Here is a 19786-nt window from a genome sequence, read left to right as displayed (position 1 = left end):
AACAATAAAAAACACTTTAAAAACATCTGTAATGGGAGATTTCAGAAAAGAAAGCGATCTATTGGGCGAGTTGGAAGTTCCGGTAAATGCGTATTATGGAGTACAGACTCAAAGAGCGATCAATAATTTTAAAATTTCTGGTCAGCTACTTTCTTCGTATCCTGATTTTATTAAAGGATTGGCTTTCGTGAAAAAAGCGGCTGCTAAAACCAATTATGAATTAGGCTTGCTTGATGAAAATTTATATTTTAAAATTGCTGAAGTTTGTGATGAATTAATTAATGGGCAACTTCACGAGCAGTTCCCTGTAGATATGATTCAGGGCGGGGCAGGAACTTCAATCAACATGAATGCGAATGAAGTGATCGCCAACAGAGTGTTGGAAAAACTAGGAAAAAATAAAGGGGAATACGAATTTTGTTCACCAAACGACCATATCAACCTTTCCCAGTCCACAAACGACGCGTATCCTACAGCAATCAAAATGGGATTGTTGCAGATGAATGTTGGGCTGGTTGAAAGGCTTCAGAAAATCGTTGCCGCTTTCCGTGCAAAAGGAGAGGAGTTTCAGGACGTTATTAAAATGGGACGAACTCAGCTTCAGGACGCGGTTCCGATGACTTTAGGTCAGGAATTTGAAGCTTTTGCAGCAAATCTGGAAGAAGATATTTCTAAATTAAATAACAACGCCGATCTTTTTGTTGAAGTCAATATGGGCGCAACCGCAATCGGGACAGGAATCAATGCTCCGGTCGGCTATGCAACACTTTGTGCGAAAAATTTAGCTCAAATTACAGGTTTCCCGATCGTTTCAGCTCCAAATTTGGTGGAAGCTACGCCGGATACTGGTTCTTATGTGATTTATTCTTCGGCAATGAAACGTCTTGCAGTGAAGCTTTCGAAGATTTGTAACGATTTACGATTGTTGTCTTCGGGGCCGAGAGCCGGACTTTTCGAGATTAATTTACCTCCGATGCAGCCAGGTTCATCAATTATGCCGGGAAAAGTTAACCCGGTGATTCCCGAAGTGGTTAATCAGGTTTGTTATAAAGTGATCGGAAATGATTTGACGGTGACTTTTGCAGCGGAAGCCGGACAATTACAGCTTAACGTAATGGAACCTGTTCTTTCTCATGCGATTATGGAGAATATTAATTTCCTTCGTAATGCCATGGATACCCTTCATGACAAATGCATCGTGGGAATTACAGCCAATAAAGAAGTTTGCTTAAATATGGTTAAACACAGCATTGGAATTGTTACAGCGCTTAACCCTTACATCGGATATAAGCAATCTACACAAATCGCTAAAGAAGCTTTGGAAACAGGAAAAAGCGTATATAATTTAGTCTTGGAAAAGGGTATTCTTTCTCAGGAAAAATTAGACGAAATTCTTGATCCTAAAAACATGCTGAAACCTCATAATAAATAATTTCTGTGAGTAAAATTAAAAAAACTGTCAAAGCATTTCAGAATATTGCTCATGAACCTAGTTTGCTTAACCTTGTGCTTAACGACAGGGAAGTAAGAAAAAAAGAATTCTTAAAAAAATATCCTTATTTTGAAGCGCTGCCTCAGATCGATTTTTTTGATCTGGGAGGTGATTTCGAGGAAACGATAGATCTTTGTTTTCTTGACGGGGGCTCACTTCCGACAGATTTAGCATTGCTTAAAACGTTGGCAAAAGGCAAGAAAAACTATTTCGAGATCGGAACATGGAGAGGAGAAAGTGTCTGGAATGTTGCTAAAGTTATTGACGACTGCACGACATTTAATCTTTCTAAAGAAGAAATGTTGGCTTTAGGATTAAATAAAAAATACGGCGAACTTCACGGAATTATTTCAAAGAAAAACCCTAAAATTCTTCATTTAGAAGGAAATTCAAAAACGTTTGATTTTGCAGGTTTAAACCAAAAATATGATCTTATTTTCATCGATGGCGATCATTCTTATGAAATGGTGAAAAACGATACAGAAAAGGTTTTTCAGAATTTAATTCATGAAAATTCGGTTGTCGTCTGGCATGATTACGCCTTTAATCCTGAAAAAATCAGATATGAAGTTTTTCAAGGCATTTTGGATGGTTTGCATAAAAATTTTCACAAAGATCTGTATCATGTAGCCAATTCTATGTGTGCAGTTTTTATAAAAGGAGATTTTAAAACAAAAGTTTTTGAAGGGTTGAAAGAACCGGATTTTTTATTTGAAGTTAATTTGAAAATTAAAAAATAAGGTGAAATTTTTAATCATTATCCCTGCACATAACGAGGAAAATAACCTTTCATTTACGTTGCAATCTTTAGAAAATCAAAGGTTTAAAGATTTTAAGGTAATGGTTGTCAATGATGGCTCAACGGATAAAACTTCTGAAGTTATAAAAGTTTTTACAGAGAAAGATTCACGTTTTACAACAATCAATCTTCAAAAATCTGCTCATCAGCCGGGTTCAAAGGTTGTCAATGCTTTCAAAAAAGGCTTAGACACTCAGAAAATTAATGATTTTGACATTATTTGCAAGTTTGATGCAGACATTATTCTCCCCGAAAACTACCTTGAAACAATAGAAAAAGCTTTTCAAAACAACCCGGAATATGGTCTGGCTGGAGGTTTATTATACATTGAAAAAAATGGAGAATGGGTGTATGAAGGAAACTCAAATAAGCAGCACGTTCGAGGTCCGATGAAAGCGTACCGAAAAGAATGTTTTCTGGCAATTGGAGGATTAAGAGAGACTTTAGGCTGGGATAATATTGATTCAATTCTGCTTGAAAATCTGGGCTGGAAAGAAGTTGTACTTCCTGAATTGCACGTAAAATTAATTAAAGTAAAAGGTTCAGATTACACCGTAAAACCATCAGATTATTACGGAAAATACTTCTATTTTCTAGGGCTGAACAGATTTCTGGCGTATATCGCATCCTCAAAAGAGGCCATGAAAAGCAAGTCTGTATCTTTTTTCTTTAAAATTATTAAATCTTACGAAAGTTGCCGTTCTCAAAAATTAGAATTAAAAATCTCTAAAGCCGAACAAAAAATAATCAATGATCAACGCTGGAATGCATTGAAAAAGAAATGGTTAAAAATGTAATGCTTTAAAAACCAATTGGCTTTAATCGAAATTATAAGTGAAAAAAATAGCCTACATCGAAATAGACACTCACGCAGAAGTCGCACAGGATTTTATAGAAATCATGCAGGATTCTCGTGAATTTGAAGTTGATTATTATTTTTCACAAAAAATTAGAAATCAAATAAAAGAATCTGGCGAAAATATTTTTTTGTCAGACAGTTCAATGATTTTCGATCAGTTGAAAGCGGGTAAATATGACCTTGTCATTGTAGGAACGGTTCATCGTTATTTTAATACTTTTCATGCTATTATTGAAAATTTTAATACAACGATTATTGTTCATAATATAAATTTTACCAATGCAACAAAGTTTGCTTTATTGAAAAGTATTTTTAAAGAAGATGTTATTTACAGATTAAAATTATGGTGGAAAGAAGGACTTTTCTATTCTTCAAAGGTTTATAAAAAGGCAAAAAACCTTTTAGTTCTAGATCAGGAATTGTCCTCTGAAAAATATAAATTCCTGCCGCTTTTTTATAGTAAAACTTTCAATAGAATTTCTGATGAGAATTTAGTTGTGGTAATTCCGGGTGGCGTTTCTCAGAAAAGGAGAGATTATCAGCATACCTTTGAGATGATTCAAAATTTAAAATCTTCTGGAAAAATTATTTTTGTATTTCTTGGAAAAGCTAAAGATAATGAATTGAAAAAACTTCAGAAACTATCTTCAAGTCTTTCTCAAAATATTGAAATTAAATATTTTGCAGAAAGAGTTTCACAAAATGATTTTGAAAGTTGGATGCAAAAAGCAGATGTTTTATGGTGTCCGATTCAGCAGGAAACAGAATTTTTCGGTCAGAAAGAAATTTATGGAATGACTAAAATGACCGGAAATTTAGGTGACTCAATAAAATACAGCAAAATGGCAATTTTTCCTGCAAATTATTCTTCAAAGCTTGGTTTTATTATTCCCGAAAAAGAAAATATTATGGAACAGTTTCAAAGTGTAAAAAATGCTGCATTTGATTTTCAGAAAGATTATAATAAAAAAACAGTCCAGGAATGGTTGGAAAAGCTTTTACATCAGTTGATTTCTACTTAAACTTAAAAATACTTTTAATGAATTTCGCATTCAAATAATTTTCAACAGGAAAAATTTTCGTAAAATAATTTCCAATATAGATTAATAATAAGACAACAGCGGGCTTATAAATTAAATTAATAAAATTATTATTGAAATTCGGTAAAACAATCGCCACCGTAATTGCTAAAGTGCAGATAATTGAAACGAAAATCATCTCAATGGTCAAAGGCGAAACTTTAAACATGATGTAATTGAAAACGATTTTCACAACGTTATAAGTTGTCAGTGAAATTGCCGTAGATAAAGCAATTCCGATCAGTTTTAAGTCTGTATTTTTGATAAAATAAAGATTTAGGCCAATTGTTAAACCTGCCAACAAAAGCATCACCAGAATATTAAATTTATAATATTTTGAAAGCGAAATAATATTTCCGTTAAATCCTGTTGCTAAATCTATTAAAACTGCTGAGCCCCAGATCCATACAACGGGTTCATATTCTCTCAGCATGGTTCCGTTTTTAGGCATAAAATGCGTTAAATAAGGAAATCCTACCATAATGCACGAGAATAAAACCGCGCCTAAAAAATATAAAGATAAAGACGTTTTTTTATGAAATTTATCAAGTCCTTCCATATCACCGTCAGCAAGATTTTGGCTGATAATCGGGGCTGAAACGTTGAATAAACCCAACTGCGGAATAGAAATCAAAGAAATCAAGGCGTAAAGAACAGCATAAATCCCATTCTCTTCCATGCCCATAAATTCGCCGATCATCAGGCTGTTTATTGCAAGGTAATTTCCAAAAGTCCCTAAAAATCCGAAGAAGCTGTAATTGAAAAATTTTTTCCAGAAACCGTCTTTTTTAAAATAATCTGTGCTGAAGTCAAGGTTAATTTTTTCAAGCCTATTCGTATAATAAATGTATCCTATTAACATTAAAGCAAACATTCCGAAAAAAAATGCAAACGCAATATGCTGAGATAATGCAAAATAAAAGAACAGACAAAAAGCTCCTAAATTGGCGATTTTTGGGAAAATATTATCAAAAATATTGGAAACTACAATTCTTTTATAATTTGAAGTATATTTATTAAAAATCGTACAAAACGAAAGGATCATAACAAGCGGGAGAATGATTTCTTTTGCCTTCCATGCTTCAGAATATTTGAATTTGGGGTAAACATAAGGTAAAAGAAAAAAAACAACCATGAAAAGGAGAAAATTAACAAAAACAGTAAGCAAAGACAATGAAAGCATATTCTGTTTTTTGCCGTCTTGATCTACTTTGTGAAAAAATTTCACATTAGAATATGAAATTCCCATTACTACAAACGGAACCAGAAATTCCGCGCTGGGAAGGATGTAGCGTAACTTTCCGTAAAATTCAAAGTCATTCGGAAAGATAAATATCGCCGAAACGGTACCCAACAAAAAACCAATATAACCAATAATGGAATATTTGAAGCCTTGCCTTGCTACTACACTCATATTTTTGTTTTAAAGGTTTTTTGGTATAAAAATTATGTTGTTAATGTAATCTGTTTTATTTTTTTCGTCGTTAGTGTTTTTTATTAGTATTTCTTCCGTCAGTTTTTCAAGCTCAAAAGTGTGTCTGTTTAAATAATTTGCATTATATCCCCAATTTTCAACCTCAGAAATTTCACTCCAGATCGGAGTTTCGTGATGTCTTTGTTCCATTTCAACCATTAAAGTTGGTAAAAACTGCAGGATGATCTGCTTGGCTCCGTGAAGCGTTTTCATTTCATTACCTTCAACGTCTATCTTTATGAAATCCAGTCTGTTAAAATGCTCAATTGCTGCCCAGTCGTCCAGTTTAATGACTTTTACTTTTTCAGTATAGCTTTTTTCCTCGCCTTTTTCCTTGTAGGAAATGTTCAGCGTTCCCCGCGAAGCAATCTTTTTCCCATTAATAACAGGAACTTTAAATTCGGCGGTTGTATTTTCGTCAGAAAGAGCCAAAGGAAGCACTCTCATCGTAGGAAAAAGTCTTTTTAAACGGTGATACAGCTTTTTATTAGGTTCAAATGCATAAATATTTTCATGATTCAGCTTTTTCTCCAATTGATAAAGAAAAGTTCCGACATTGGCGCCAATGTCCAGGATTACAGCGTTTTTTGACAGATATTCTTTGATCCAAACCAATTCCGGCTCCACATTTCGCACCGAAAAATTTTGTTTCGTAAGATTATGTAAGTTCTTAAAATATCTTTTCTTATAAAAACTCGGACTTATGTACTGTAGCTTTTCTGCAATTATCTGATATAAAGACATCCTTAGGGTTTTTGACGACCTGCAAAGATAAGGAAAAATGTTAAACTAATGTTAAATTGGTTAAATCGTAACGGTTTGATTATCAAGTTGAAATAAATTTGATTTTTCTGCAGAAAAATATTTTTTAAATTTTTTCCAATGGTTTTTATTATCATTCTAAAGGAATTTCAGCTGGCTTATTTATTTTAGTGTAAATTTCTACAGAATGATAAATTTGGATGTAAATTTTATTCAATTAAAGAAACGGTGCATTTAGAAAATCATTAAATGGCTTCATAAGCTTAAAAATTTTCGTCAAATTTTTTGCTGCGTTGTTGTCCAGAATTTCTTCATCCTTTACATTATAAACCACAATAAAGCTTTTCAGTTTCAAATATTCAGCCATCGGATCTTCTTTTTCAAAGCCTTGAGGAACTTTCTTAAGCTTGTCGTCCTGATCAAGTTCAGGAAAATATTTTTTGAAATCTTTATTGTTGATGATCTTCAGAAAATCATTGCCGTATAGGGAAATTTCTTTTCGGACTTCTTTTAAAACAGAAGATTCCGGCATGTAAATTCCTCCCGCCAGAAAAGATTTTCCGGGTTCTAAATGTAAATAATAACCTCCTTTCTGGCTGCCTTTTCCCATTCCCAATGAGGCTCCGAAATTGGTTTTATAAGGGATTTTATCTTTTGAAAATCTTGTGTCCCGATAAATTCTGAATAATGCTTTTTTGGCATCAATTTTTCGTAATTCTTCATCAAATTCGCTCATTTCATTAAGCAAGGCTTCAAGAAAAAAAATAACGTTTTCCTGAGATTCGGTGTAAAGATTTTTATTTTCATTAAACCATTCACGGTTGTTGTTTACGGTCAGTTTATTTAAAAATTCAAAAGTTTTTGGAGAAATGGTTGCAGGCATATTTTTATTTTGAATCAAATTTAATTAAAACTATTCAGACTTCAAATTTTGATTTTTTTTGATTATTCTTAATTTTAAGTCTTGAAAATGAATTTTTTGATAATGAGAATTATATTTGAAATATTATTAAATTTAAAATAAAAAAGTTGTCTTTTTTCTGCTGAAATTTAAAAATGCTTATGGTTTTATAAAATAAAATTATTAAATTCGTAATATTGTTTAAAACAAAATCCAAATAATAGTTGTATCTTTGCAAAAATTTTAAAATATTTAATGAATTTATTTACGGAAACCAATTTAAGTCCTGACATTCTAAAGGCAGTTGGCGAACTGGGTTACGAAAGCCCGACAGAGATCCAAAAACAGACTATCCCTTTTATTCTTTCAGATATTCGCGACTTGATCGCACTTGCGCAAACAGGGACAGGCAAAACAGCAGCGTTTTCGCTTCCGATTTTGGATATGATTGACGATACGAGTCGCAAAATCCAATTTTTGGTGCTTTGTCCGACACGAGAATTATGTCTTCAGATTACAAAAGACATAAAAAATTATTCTAAATACATGAAAGACATCAAAACTACAGCAGTTTACGGTGGAAGCAGTATTATGGAACAAATGCGCTCTTTAAAGGATAAGCCACAGATTATTGTGGGAACTCCTGGTAGAGTAATTGACCTTATCAACAGAAAAGCTTTAGATTTTTCTGCGATTCACTGGTTGGTTTTAGATGAAGCAGACGAAATGCTTTCAATGGGTTTCAAAGACGAATTGGAAACAATTTTGAGCGAAACTCCTGAAACAAAACAAACTTTCTTATTCTCGGCAACGATGAATAAAGAAGTGGAGAGAATTTCTAAAAACTATTTGACAAAGCCACACAGAATTTCTGTAGGTTCTATCAACGAGGTTAAGAAAAACATTAAGCATGAATATTATGTGGTAGGTTACCGTCAGAAAAAAGAGGCTTTAAAGCGTCTTATTGACTCAAACCCAAATCAGTATTCCATTATTTTCTGCAGAACAAGGATGGAAACTCAGGAAGTTGCTGATTTCCTGATGCAGAACGGTTATGCCGCAGATGCACTTCACGGAGACCTTTCTCAGGCGCAGAGAGATACGGTAATGAAAAAATTCAGATTGAAAAACATTGATATTCTTGTAGCGACGGATGTGGCAGCAAGAGGACTGGATGTAAACTCTCTGACGCACGTTGTGCATTATTCTTTACCTGATGATCCGGAAGTATTCGTTCACAGAAGTGGTAGAACGGGTAGAGCGGGGAAAGACGGTATTTCAATTTCTTTAATTAAGCCTGAAGAAAGCAGAAAGCTGAAACAAATAAAATCAACTACTAAAATTGAGATCGTAGAAAGCGCGATCCCTTCAGGAGAAGATATTATCAAAGCTCAGGTAGGTGGCGTTTTTGAAAGCCTTTTTGAGGTGCACGAAGATTTCTTTGAATTCGATGATTCTTTAATTCCTGATTTATCAGCATTTACAAAAGAAGAGCTGGTTCATAAGTTACTTCAGTTCCAGTTGAAAGATCTTGCCCTTTATTACAAAGACAGACATGATCTTGCTGAGCAGAAATTTAACAGCAGAGATGATGACGGCGGTTCCAGAAGAGACAGAGGTCGTGACAGGGACAGAAGCAGAGGAGATCGTGACAGCAGAGGAGGAGACAGAAACGGCAGAAGCGGAGAAAGACGCGACCGCGGTGGAAAACCAAGACAGAGAGATGAAAATATGACCAGATTTTTCTTCAATCTTGGTAAAAAAGATCAGTTGAAAAAGCTGGATGTTTTAGAAATCATCAACAAAGCTACTTCAAGCAAAGGAAGTAAAAGAGCTGAGATCGGAAACATCGAGATTCTTGAGAAATTCTCTTTCTTTGAAGTTGAAAAATCGTTTAAAGGTGAGCTTTTAGGCAATATTCAATCAATGAAATTCAAGGGTAAGGATATGAGAGCCGAAGAGGCGAATTAATCTTATTCAAACACAATACAAAACCGGCTGCAAAGTCGGTTTTTTTATTTGATAATCAGGGATTAATGGAATGTTAACAAAACTTAATGTTATATAGTTTCAGGTAAGGTGGTTTTTTAAGAAATTTGCACAAAATTATAAAAACTTAAAAATGGGAATTGGTAATATTTTCCACGCTTTTCAACCGAAAGATAAAATCTTCTTTGTGCTTTTTGAAAAAGTTACAGAAAATCTAGTTGCAATGTCTGAGGAATTCAACCACGGGATCAAAGACTTCGATCTTAATGACGATTCTATGTTGAAAAAGATGAGCGATTACGAACACAAAAATGATGAGCTTACTCACGAAATCTTCATTGAGCTGGGGAAAAATTTCATCACTCCTTTCGATCGTGAAGATATCCACACGCTGGCTACGGGATTAGACGATATCGCAGATTATATCTACGCTTCTACAAAATATATTTTCCTATACAAGTCGCCTGAAATGAAGGCATACTCAGACTTCTCTCTTTTGATCCATAAAGCTTGTCTGGAAATCCAGAATGCTATGAAAAATCTTAAAGGTTTTAAAAATATGGAGCAGGTAAAAGAAGCTTGTATTAAAGTAAATTCTATTGAAAATATTGCAGACGATTTGCTTTCAAACTCAATGGTAGAGCTGTTTGAAACAAACGATGCGATCAATATTATTAAAGTTTCATCTGTACTTAATTATCTTGAAATAGTAACGGACAAGGCAGAAGATGTTGCCAATACTATTGAAAATATCATGATTAAATACGCTTAAACAATAATAATTAACAAAAAATGGAATTTCCTATTTTACTTATAGTAATTATTGTTCTTGCGCTTATCTTCGATTACATCAACGGTTTTCATGATGCGGCCAACTCAATTGCAACTATAGTTTCTACAAAAGTTTTAACTCCTTTCCAGGCTGTACTTTGGGCAGCGCTTTGGAATTTTGCAGCCTTTTTTATCGCTGCTTACATTATCGGAGAGTTTAAAATCGGTAATACGATCGCCAAAACGGTAAATGAAAATTTTATCACTCTTGAAGTCATATTTTCCGGGCTTGTCGCGGCTATTTTATGGAATCTTTTAACATGGTGGTTCGGGATTCCTTCCTCATCATCGCATACTCTGATTGGCGGGTTTTTAGGAGCGGCCTTAATGCATGCTTTCATGATGGATTATCACGATGTTGCGGCTGCACAACCGAATTTAGGTTTCTGGGATACATTCAAGGAAGCCTTTAATCAGGTTACCCATCAGAGTGTTGTGAAATTTGATAAGGTAATTCCTATTTTCCTGTTCATTTTTATGGCGCCGATCATTGGAATGATTATTTCGATCATTATTACATTAATTATCGTTCACCTTTATAAAAAATCAAACCCGCATAAAGCAGATAAATCTTTCAAAAGACTGCAATTGGCTTCTTCGGCATTATTCAGCTTAGGTCACGGGTTAAATGACGCTCAGAAAGTAATGGGAATTATTGGTGCGGCATTGATCTATTATCATGTTAATATGTTGCAGGATCCTGTTTATCTGAACATTCCTTCAGCCGATCGTTTCAACTTTTTTGCTTCACATTACCTTTGGGTTCCATTGGTTTCGTTCCTGGCAATCGGTTTAGGAACAATGAGCGGTGGCTGGAAGATCATTAAAACAATGGGTACAAAGATCACAAAAGTAACTTCATTAGAAGGAGTAAGTGCTGAAACAGCCGGTGCTATTACTTTATTCCTTACCGACCATTTTGGTATTCCTGTTTCTACAACACACACCATTACAGGTTCTATTATCGGAGTTGGTTTAACAAAAAGAATCTCTGCAGTAAGATGGGGAATCACTGTAAGCTTACTTTGGGCCTGGGTATTAACAATTCCTATTTCAGCAATTGTTGCAGGAATTACTTATCTTTTAGTAACATTTTTATCTTAAACAGATATTTTTAAAATTAATATAAACTTTGCTCAACCGGGCAAAGTTTTTTGTTTTATAGAATTGAGAAAATTTTTATAATTTTATATTGATTAAATTTGCAAATAATGAGTACCGCAGAATTAAAAATAGATTTAATAAATCAGATTACAGGCATAACTGATAAAGTTAGGCTAAAGGAGTTATTGCAATTACTGAAATTTCAAAATGATGAAACTGTTTATTTAACCAATGAAGATGAAAAAAAAGCAATTATGGAAGCTAGAAATGAAATTAAAAATGAAAAAGTTTTATCAGATGCTGAAGTTCAAAAAGAGATTAATGAATGGCTAAGCAAATAATTTGGACAAATAAAGCTAAAAATGAGTTAATTGATATTCTTAAATACTGGATTGAAAGAAATAAATCTAATTCATTTAGTATAAAACTTAATAATTTAATTAAAGAGCATCTAGATTTGATTGCTGAATTTTCTGAAACAGGAAGAAAAACAGATATTGACAATGTAAATATTAAAATTATTCATAAATATCTTTTGTATTATGAAGTTATAAATGATAAAATTTATGTATTAACAATCCGGCATGGAAGTAAAGATCCCAAAACATTGAAATTAAAATGATTTTTAGAAAATTTTTTACTAAAATGAATGAATATTTAAATCAATTAAAACAAATTGCTATAAATAGTACAAGTATAAAATTTTAATCCTCACTTAATAAAAACGGTGAGGATTTTTGTTTTATAAAGCCTCGAAAAATTGTATTTTTGTTCAAATTATAAGATTTTATGGAATTTTTAGACAGATACCAACAAATTGTTGCTGATGCCATTACTAAATACACTTTCAAAGATAAACCTACGGAATTATATGACCCGATGAATTACATCATTTCCCATGGTGGTAAGCGTCTTCGTCCGATTATGGTTTTAATGGCTTGTGATTTATTTGGCGGTGATCTTAAAGAAGCGATCAAACCAGCTTTGGCGATCGAATTTTTCCATAATTTTACGCTGATCCATGATGATATTATGGATGAAGCACCTTTACGAAGAAACAAGCCTACCATTCACACTTTACACGGCATTAATGTAGGAATTCTTTCAGGAGACGGACTGATGCTGAAAGCCTACAAGTTTTTTGAAGATCTTGAACCTGAGGTGTTTAAGGCATGTGTCAGGATTTTTACCCATACCGGGCTTTTATTATGCGAAGGCCAGCAATATGATATCAATTTTGAGACCCAGACCGATGTGACTTTTGATGATTATATCAGAATGATTACCTATAAAACCGGAGTTTTGAGCGCATCATCTTTCGAGATCGGAGCACTGATTGCGAAGGCGAATTTCAAAGATGCAAAAGCGATATTCAATTTCGGGAAACATATCGGAATTGCTTTCCAGATCATGGATGACTATCTTGATGTATTCGGTGATCAGGCGCAGTTTGGAAAGAAACATGCCGGTGATATTTACGAAAATAAAAAAACGGTTCTTTACCTGATGGCGAGAGAGCACGCGACAGAGGAAGAAAGAAAGGAACTTGATTACTGGTATTCTAAAAAAACCGATAATATCGATAAAGTTTACAATGTTGAAAAGATTTTCAGAAGAACGAAAGTGGACGAAAAAGCATTACGTTTAATTGAAAAGCACAACGAAATCGGCCAAAGTTATCTTAAAAAAATCGCTATTCCGGAAGATAAGAAGAAGCCGTTTGCAGAATTGGCAAATTATTTATTAAGAAGAGAGAGTTAAATATAGGAAATAGGAATTAGGGCTTAGGAATTAGTTTCTTGTATAAAAAAGATTGTAAATCTAAGTCCTAATTTCTAAACCCTAATCCCTAATAAAATGAAATTCAGAACAGAAGTTGACATCAAAGCATCGGAAAGGAAAATCAATGTTGAAGACAAAATATTTTCAATTGGTTCATGCTTTGCGTCCGAAATGTCAGATTTGTTTCAGCAAGGCCAGCTTCAGTCTGTAAATAACCCGTTTGGGACGATTTTTAACCCATTTTCGATCAGCAATGCTATAAGAAGGCTCCATGATGCAGAATATTATGAAGAAGAGGAATTAATCACCTTTAATGACGAATTTATTTCATTGGATCATCATTCCAGTTTTGATACGCGATACATTCATCAGACATTGAATAAAATTAATGCAAAGCTTGAAGAAGGAAATTCTTTTCTTCAGGATTCAAATTGGGTGATTATAACCTACGGAAGCTCATTTATTTATGAATTTATTCCTAAGCAAAAACGGGTTGCCAATTGTCATAAAATCCCACAAAAATTCTTTGAAAAAAGATTATTGACCCATCAGGAATTGACAGATTCCATTTACAACACGATTTTAAATGTAAAAGACATTTGTAAAGATGACGTTCAGATATTATTTACCGTTTCGCCTGTGCGCCATACAAAAGACGGAATGGTTGAAAATCAATTAAGTAAGTCAAAATTAATCACTGCAGTGCATGAAGTAATTTCCGGATTGGAAAACTGTCATTATCTTCCGGTTTATGAGATTTTAATGGATGATCTTCGTGATTATCGTTTTTATAAAGATGATTTGATACATCCTAACTCTCAGGCAGTTAATTATATTTTCGAAAAATTCGGAGAAGCTTATTTTTCAGATGAAGCTAAAGATTTTATTAAAGAAAATTTTAAAATAAATAAAGCGCTGGAACACAAAACCAACGACGAAAAAGACCCGAAATACATTGAGTTTAAGGAGAAATTAAATGAAAGAATCGAAGAGCAAAGACAAAAAGTGAAGCATAAAATTTTTAATAGTTATCAATTATGAGCTGTTTGTGAAAAATTGCATTGCACGACTTATAAACTCATAATTCAAAACTTATAACTTAATTCAAATGATTGATACACATACACATCTATACGCAGAAGAATTTGATGAAGACAGAAAAGAAGCAATCCAAAGAGCTATAAATAAGGGAATTACAGAGTTTTATCTCCCCGCAATCGACTCAGAATCTCATGAAAAAATGCTTCAGCTTGAAGCAGATTATCCTAACCGGATTTTTTCAATGATGGGCCTGCATCCTTGTTATGTAAAACCGGAATCCTGGGAAAAAGAACTTGAAATTGTTAAAAATTACCTGGATCAGAGAGCTTTTCCTGCAATCGGAGAAATTGGGATTGATCTGTATTGGGATAAAACGACGTTAGATATTCAAGTTAAGGCTTTTGAGCAGCAAATCGACTGGGCAATTGAAAAAGATCTGCCGATTGTTATTCATACACGAGAAAGTTTTGATGAAACTTTTAATGTCTTAGAAAGAAAAAAACATCCGAAACTTCGTGGTATTTTCCATTGCTTTTCAGGAAATTTAGAACAGGCAAAACATGCCATTGAATTAAATTTCATTTTAGGAATCGGTGGAGTAGTGACCTTTAAAAACGGTAAAATTGACCAGTTTTTACACGAAATACCTTTAGATAAAATCGTTTTGGAAACAGATTCTCCTTATTTGGCTCCGGTTCCGCACAGAGGAAAGCGAAACGAAAGTTCTTATCTTGATCTTGTTGCCGGAAAGCTGGTGAATATTTACGGGAAAGACTTTTCGGAAATTGACAGGATCACAACAGAGAATGCAAAAAGATTATTTAAGCATTAAAATCAACAGGAACGGATTTTAGTCCGTTTTAAAATAGAAAATCAATTGGCTTTAGCCAAAACCTAAAAAAAAAGCCTTCCAAATCGGAAGGCTTTTTTTATTTTTTACGTGTAAAGTTCTTATTCTTAGGCTTTTTAAATCCGACAGAGGCCGGTTTTTTTGTGTTGCTTCTTGCAGGATTAGGAGCTCCACCGGAAGGTTTGTTATTAGAATCTCTTTTCTGTACTGTCAGGTCATCTGTATGGAACGGATGATTTTTCACCACAGGAATTTTCATCCCGATCAGCTTTTCTGTATTTTTTAGGTTCAATAAATCCAGGCCGTCAACAAATGAAATAGAATTCCCGTCCGCACCGGCTCTTCCCGTTCTTCCGATTCTGTGAACATAGGTTTCGGAAACGTCTGAAAGCTCAAAATTCACAACGTATTTCAGCTCATCAATATCGATTCCTCTTGCGGCAATATCTGTCGCGACCAAAACTCTCGTTTTTCCGGATTTGAAGTTATTTAAAGCGTTTTGACGTGCATTTTGAGATTTATTTCCATGAATAGCTTCTGTAGAAATATTGTCATTCTGAAGTTTTCTTGCGATTTTATCGGCGCCATGCTTCGTTCTTGCAAATACCAGAACAGAATCCGAAATATCATTCTTTAAAATATGGGTAAGAAGGTTTAATTTATTGTCTCTTTCAACAAAATAAACAGATTGTTTGATCGTTTCCGCGGTTGAAGAAACAGGCGTTACCTCTACTTTTACAGGATTATTCAAAATTGAATTGGCAAGCTTTTGAATTTCCGAAGGCATTGTAGCCGAGAAAAACAAGGTCTGCCTTTTTTGGGGTAAAAGTTTGATAATTCTTTTTACATCATGCACAAAACCCATATCAAGCATTCTGTCTGCTTCATCAAGAACGAAAATCTCAATATTTTTTAAGCTGATAATTCCCTGTGCGATAAAATCAAGCAGTCTTCCGGGAGTCGCCACCAAAATATCAACCCCTTTTCTCAGTGCTGTTTCCTGGCTTCCTTGTTTCACCCCTCCGAAAACTACCAAATGTTTTAAGGGTAAATATTTTCCGTAAGCTTTAATATTTTCTTCAATCTGAATGGCTAATTCTCTTGTCGGAGTAAGAATTAACGCTTTTATATGTCTGTTCGGAGTTTTATTTTTAGAAAGATTCTGTAAAATAGGAATCGCAAAAGCCGCAGTTTTACCGGTTCCTGTCTGTGCGCATCCCAGAAAATCTCTTCCATCTAAGATATCGGGAATCGATCTTTCTTGTATCGGGGTGGGTGTTGTATACCCTTGCTCTTGAATTGCTTTTGCAATAGGGTCTATTAATTGTAAGTCTGTGAAATTCAAATGAATTATTTTTAATTAAATGAAAATTCCTTCAATTTGAAGGAATTATATTTTACAAAGGTAGGTTAAATATTTTTAAGTGGCATTATTTCACTTTATTCCACTGTTGGTTATGCTTTAATTCTTCAAAAAAGTTGTATACTTCGGCCAGTTTTTCTGTTCCGTGCTTTCCGTAATCTTCTACGTTTTTGGAGGTTCCGTCTGCCAATTTTAGTCTGAGATACGATGTCGGAAGGTCGCTGATATTTTTTGTGCCGTATTTATCGTTTAAAGATTTAACATTTAACCCGTCTAATAAAGCTACCAATTTATTATAATCACCTTCTTTGATGGTGGTTTTAAAAGTTCCTTCTCTTGGATTTGAAAATTCACCTTTTGAAGGATTTTTTGTGAAATTAAAATGCTCGGCTTCCAAAACAGCAGTTCTGTCTGCATTAATTGTCATTTTAAAAACCGGACAAAATCCAAAGCATGGCGTTGCTTCATATTCAATCTGTGAATATTTTGATTTTACGTTTTGGGAAGTGCATGAGAATATAAGTACACATGCAAAAAGGCTTAATAAATATTTCATAATTTAAATTTGATCTGGGGTATTTCAATAAGTGTTCCAAAAAATTGTTTTTAGCTAAAAATTAATAATAAGTTGATATTATTTCTAAAAACAACACAAACATTGGAAAAGTGTAAATTAATAAAGGAATTACGTAAAATAATATCATCGATTAGTGATTACATTTGGTTGAATTAAAAAAATAATTTTAACCATGAAAAAAACAATTCTTTTGGTAGCTACCGTGGCTACTACTTTTCTTAGCGCACAATCTTGGAATCTAACAGGAAATGCAGGAACAACACCATCAACCAACTTTTTGGGCACAACGGACGCGTCAGATTTTGTACTAAAAACCAACGGTGCTGAAAGAATGAGGGTAAATGCAGCTGGGAATGTAGCCGTCGGAGGTGTTCCAAGTGATCCGAATGTAGGATTCCAGGTATTCGGAAGAACACAGCTGATCTCAAATGTCAACAGTGATGGCGTGCAGATAAGAAATATGGCCCCGAATATTAGTTCAGGAATGGATATGCTGTGGCTTACATACGACAATTTTCAACCTAATGATGTGGGCTTACTGACCCTTTCTTCGCCGCCGACTCCAAATGCCGGAGATTTTTCCAAACCTCAGTTTTCCGTAAGAGCAAACGGCAAAGTATTTATGGGAGTAAGATTGAGCTTTACACCTACATGCAGCGATTGTAATGAGTACAGATTATTTGTTCAGGACGGAATCAGAACTGAAAAGATAAAAGTAGACATTGCCGCAAGCAACGGCTGGGCAGATTATGTTTTCAAAAAGGATTATAAATTAATGCCGTTAAACGAATTAGACCAGTTTATTAATGAAAACGGGCATTTACCGGAAGTTCCAAGTACTGAAGAAGCCATCGAAAAAGGAATTGAATTAAAAGAGATGAATATTCTTCTGCTAAAAAAAGTAGAAGAGCTGACCTTGCACATGATCGATCAGAATAAACAGTTGAAAGCTCAAAACGAAGAAATTCAGGCATTAAAAAAGGAAATTAACGCTTCTAAATAATTTAATTATGAAGACGAAATTTTCTTTTTTACCATTTCTCATGCTTTTCTGGGTCGGTTTTTCCTTTGCCCAGCATGAGAACGATAACTGGCTGTTCGGAAACAACAAATGGAAGTTTGACAACAGCACGCCGAACGGTTTTACGCACACCACGAATTTGAGCCCGTCTATAAGGTATCAAAGTTCTGTTATCAGTGATAAGAATACCGGCGATCTGCTTTTCTTTTCCAACGGATATAATGTCTATAATAAAAACAGCGTTATAATGGATAATGGGAATGATCTGTTTGGAACACCCGTGAATACACCGTTTCAGGCAATTGGGAATCCTTCGGATCAATCATCCATCATTGTTCCTTTACCAAATTCAAGATCAGTATATTATGTTTTCTATATTCATGGCGACAGAAGAATTGATGATCAGGATGTTGTTTCACCTTTTTCATCTTACAGCTATGGTTTGAGATATGCCATTGTAGACATGTCTTTGAACGGAGGTTTAGGAAAAGTAATTTCAAAGAATAATGTTCTGTTTACGAATTCTCCGACCAATGCGCTGACCTCTACATTTGCGAGCGACGGAAGCTCTTACTGGATTGTAACAGCAAATAACGGTAACTTTTTATCCTACAAACTGAGTGCAGGCGGCCTGAATACAACACCCGTTGTAAGCTCCGGAGCCAATTACGGAGGTTTTATTAAAATTTCTCCGAATGCTAAAAAATTATTGACAAGAACTTACCGCAGTGTGTGGCTGCATGATTTCAATAATACAACAGGGGCTGTTACCAATCCTTTTAATATTATTCCTGTCAATAACGATTCTGCCTATTATAATGACGCAAGCGGGAACCCGAACAGCGCAGAGTTTTCCCCTGACAGCAATATCGTGTATTTTATTGGTGCAGAGGCTTGTCTTTGCCTGTATCCTTTAGGGTTAATCAGCTCATCAGGTTTGGCGATGTATAACATCAGTACAGGAAGCCTGGTTGGTGTTAATTCAACTCCTTCGCATTATGATTTTGCATTATCCGGAATAACGGCGAGTTTACAACTGGCAAAAAACGGAAAAATATATCTAATCCAAAATATTAAAATTCAGGATGATGGATTTGGTGTCAAAGCAGTGAAGTTTGGCAATTACATTGGCGGATCTTATCAGTCTTATGACTGGCGCGTAATCAATACACCTAATCTGTGGAGCCCGACGGTAAATCCGTTAAGCTCAATTACACCGCCGAGAAATGCACAAAACGGTTTTTCTTTTCCTCAGTTAATTCCAACGCATAACGCAGCACCAGCTTGCCCGGATGTTTTATATATTACAACCCCGGTTACTTCTTCTCAGGTTTTTCAGGCATCAAAATCAATTTTTGCCTCTTCAGCAATTAATAATAACCTGAATGTGGAATATAAGGCAGGCTTAAATGTCGATATGCTTCCCGGGTTTTTTGTAAAAGGAGAAACAACCGGGAATTTTAAAGCCTATATTAATCCGTGTACGATCTTGAATTTCAATAGCGTAGGGCCAAATATTGAGCCGATTTTTGCCAAAGCTAATACGATTGCAGTTTCAGAGGTCAGGATTTATCCAAATCCGGCTTCTACGATTGTTAAAATTGATTCCGGTAAAAACAAAGTTACAGGCTGGATTTTGTATGATCTTTCAGGTAAAAATGTTTTAAATGGAAATCAAACTACAGTTCCGGTTGAAAATTTACCTAAATCAGCTTATCTTTTAGTCATTAAGCTTGATAACGGAACAAGTATTTCTAAGAAAATTATTGTTCAGTAAGAATATTAATTCATAAAATAAGAAGGAGAGACAGATGTTTCTCCTTTTTTCATTAAAATTAAATAAATGATAAAAAAAATATAAC

General features: G+C 34.3%; 19 protein-coding genes. 14 read left to right on the top strand and 5 right to left on the bottom strand.

All coding sequences use genetic code 11. The features are described 5' to 3' along the window. The first annotated feature begins 31 nt into the window (after positions 1–31). The 4 genes from aspA to BLT04_RS02735 are packed head-to-tail and all read left to right on the top strand — an operon-like array spanning position 32 to position 4172. Positions 32–1432 (top strand): aspartate ammonia-lyase, encoded by a 1401-nt coding sequence (gene aspA / locus BLT04_RS02750; protein WP_089754209.1) that lies wholly within the window; start codon positions 32–34, stop codon positions 1430–1432. Between the two features lie 5 nt (positions 1433–1437). Next, positions 1438–2232: a class I SAM-dependent methyltransferase gene (locus tag BLT04_RS02745; RefSeq protein WP_170828415.1), complete on the top strand. Its 795-nt coding sequence runs from the start codon at positions 1438–1440 to the stop codon at positions 2230–2232. A 1-nt stretch (position 2233) separates the two neighbouring features. Then, a complete protein-coding gene (locus BLT04_RS02740; RefSeq protein WP_089753441.1) occupies positions 2234–3088 on the top strand; it encodes a glycosyltransferase family 2 protein in 855 nt (284 codons plus the stop codon). Positions 3089–3125: 37 nt separating this feature from the next. Continuing rightward, positions 3126–4172, top strand: a complete 1047-nt coding sequence (locus tag BLT04_RS02735; RefSeq protein WP_089753439.1) for a hypothetical protein — start codon at positions 3126–3128, stop codon at positions 4170–4172. On the opposite strand, the gene BLT04_RS02730 is transcribed toward BLT04_RS02735, so the two are convergent. The 3 genes from BLT04_RS02730 to BLT04_RS02720 all read right to left on the bottom strand — a co-directional run bounded on the left by BLT04_RS02730 (position 4165) and on the right by BLT04_RS02720 (position 7348). Continuing rightward, positions 4165–5643, bottom strand: coding sequence for a lipopolysaccharide biosynthesis protein (locus BLT04_RS02730; RefSeq protein WP_089753437.1), 1479 nt, complete (start codon positions 5641–5643; stop codon positions 4165–4167). The genes BLT04_RS02735 and BLT04_RS02730 overlap by 8 nt on opposite strands. A gap of 9 nt (positions 5644–5652) precedes the next feature. Beyond that, complete coding sequence (locus BLT04_RS02725; protein ID WP_089753435.1) at positions 5653–6447, bottom strand: FkbM family methyltransferase; 795 nt, start codon at positions 6445–6447, stop codon at positions 5653–5655. 235 nt (positions 6448–6682) lie between these two features. Further along, positions 6683–7348 carry a DUF2461 domain-containing protein gene (locus BLT04_RS02720; protein WP_089754207.1) on the bottom strand — a complete coding sequence of 222 codons (666 nt, stop codon included), beginning with the start codon at positions 7346–7348 and terminating at the stop codon, positions 6683–6685. A 273-nt stretch (positions 7349–7621) separates the two neighbouring features. Here BLT04_RS02720 and BLT04_RS02715 point away from each other — a divergent pair, with 273 nt between their 5' ends. From BLT04_RS02715 to BLT04_RS02680, 8 genes are all read left to right on the top strand, one after another. Next, on the top strand, positions 7622–9337 hold the full coding sequence (locus tag BLT04_RS02715) for a DEAD/DEAH box helicase (protein WP_089753433.1): 1716 nt from the start codon (positions 7622–7624) through the stop codon (positions 9335–9337). Between the two features lie 151 nt (positions 9338–9488). After that, on the top strand, positions 9489–10127 hold the full coding sequence (locus BLT04_RS02710) for a DUF47 domain-containing protein (protein ID WP_089753431.1): 639 nt from the start codon (positions 9489–9491) through the stop codon (positions 10125–10127). Between the two features lie 20 nt (positions 10128–10147). Further along, a complete protein-coding gene (locus BLT04_RS02705) occupies positions 10148–11290 on the top strand; it encodes an inorganic phosphate transporter (RefSeq protein ID WP_089753429.1) in 1143 nt (380 codons plus the stop codon). A gap of 107 nt (positions 11291–11397) precedes the next feature. After that, complete coding sequence (locus tag BLT04_RS02700) at positions 11398–11631, top strand: hypothetical protein (protein ID WP_089753427.1); 234 nt, start codon at positions 11398–11400, stop codon at positions 11629–11631. Beyond that, on the top strand, positions 11616–11912 hold the full coding sequence (locus BLT04_RS02695; protein ID WP_089753424.1) for a type II toxin-antitoxin system RelE/ParE family toxin: 297 nt from the start codon (positions 11616–11618) through the stop codon (positions 11910–11912). The genes BLT04_RS02700 and BLT04_RS02695 overlap by 16 nt, the downstream gene beginning before the upstream one ends. Positions 11913–12079: 167 nt before the next feature. Next, a complete protein-coding gene (locus BLT04_RS02690; protein WP_089753422.1) occupies positions 12080–13051 on the top strand; it encodes a polyprenyl synthetase family protein in 972 nt (323 codons plus the stop codon). A 96-nt stretch (positions 13052–13147) separates the two neighbouring features. Beyond that, the gene (locus BLT04_RS02685) at positions 13148–14113 is read left to right on the top strand and encodes a GSCFA domain-containing protein (protein ID WP_089753420.1); all 966 of its coding nucleotides are present in this window, start codon (positions 13148–13150) and stop codon (positions 14111–14113) included. A gap of 67 nt (positions 14114–14180) precedes the next feature. Continuing rightward, the gene (locus BLT04_RS02680) at positions 14181–14945 is read left to right on the top strand and encodes a TatD family hydrolase (RefSeq protein ID WP_089753418.1); all 765 of its coding nucleotides are present in this window, start codon (positions 14181–14183) and stop codon (positions 14943–14945) included. Positions 14946–15042: 97 nt separating this feature from the next. Here BLT04_RS02680 and BLT04_RS02675 read toward each other — a convergent pair whose 3' ends face one another. Next, on the bottom strand, positions 15043–16308 hold the full coding sequence (locus BLT04_RS02675) for a DEAD/DEAH box helicase (protein ID WP_089753417.1): 1266 nt from the start codon (positions 16306–16308) through the stop codon (positions 15043–15045). 85 nt (positions 16309–16393) lie between these two features. Then, entirely contained in the window at positions 16394–16882 is a 489-nt protein-coding gene (locus BLT04_RS02670) for a DUF6438 domain-containing protein (RefSeq protein WP_089753415.1), read from the bottom strand. A gap of 193 nt (positions 16883–17075) precedes the next feature. Here BLT04_RS02670 and BLT04_RS02665 point away from each other — a divergent pair, with 193 nt between their 5' ends. Together BLT04_RS02665 and BLT04_RS02660 are read left to right on the top strand one after the other, a co-directional pair. Then, positions 17076–17906, top strand: coding sequence for an AAA family ATPase (locus BLT04_RS02665; RefSeq protein ID WP_089753413.1), 831 nt, complete (start codon positions 17076–17078; stop codon positions 17904–17906). Positions 17907–17913: 7 nt separating this feature from the next. Continuing rightward, entirely contained in the window at positions 17914–19701 is a 1788-nt protein-coding gene (locus tag BLT04_RS02660) for a 3-coathanger stack domain-containing protein (RefSeq protein ID WP_089753411.1), read from the top strand. Positions 19702–19786: the final 85 nt, after the last annotated feature.

It is taken from the genome of Chryseobacterium soldanellicola, from assembly GCF_900100115.1.
GTDB classification, from domain to species: Bacteria; Bacteroidota; Bacteroidia; order Flavobacteriales; family Weeksellaceae; genus Chryseobacterium; species Chryseobacterium soldanellicola.
This window is presented reverse-complemented; position numbering and strand designations above follow the sequence as displayed.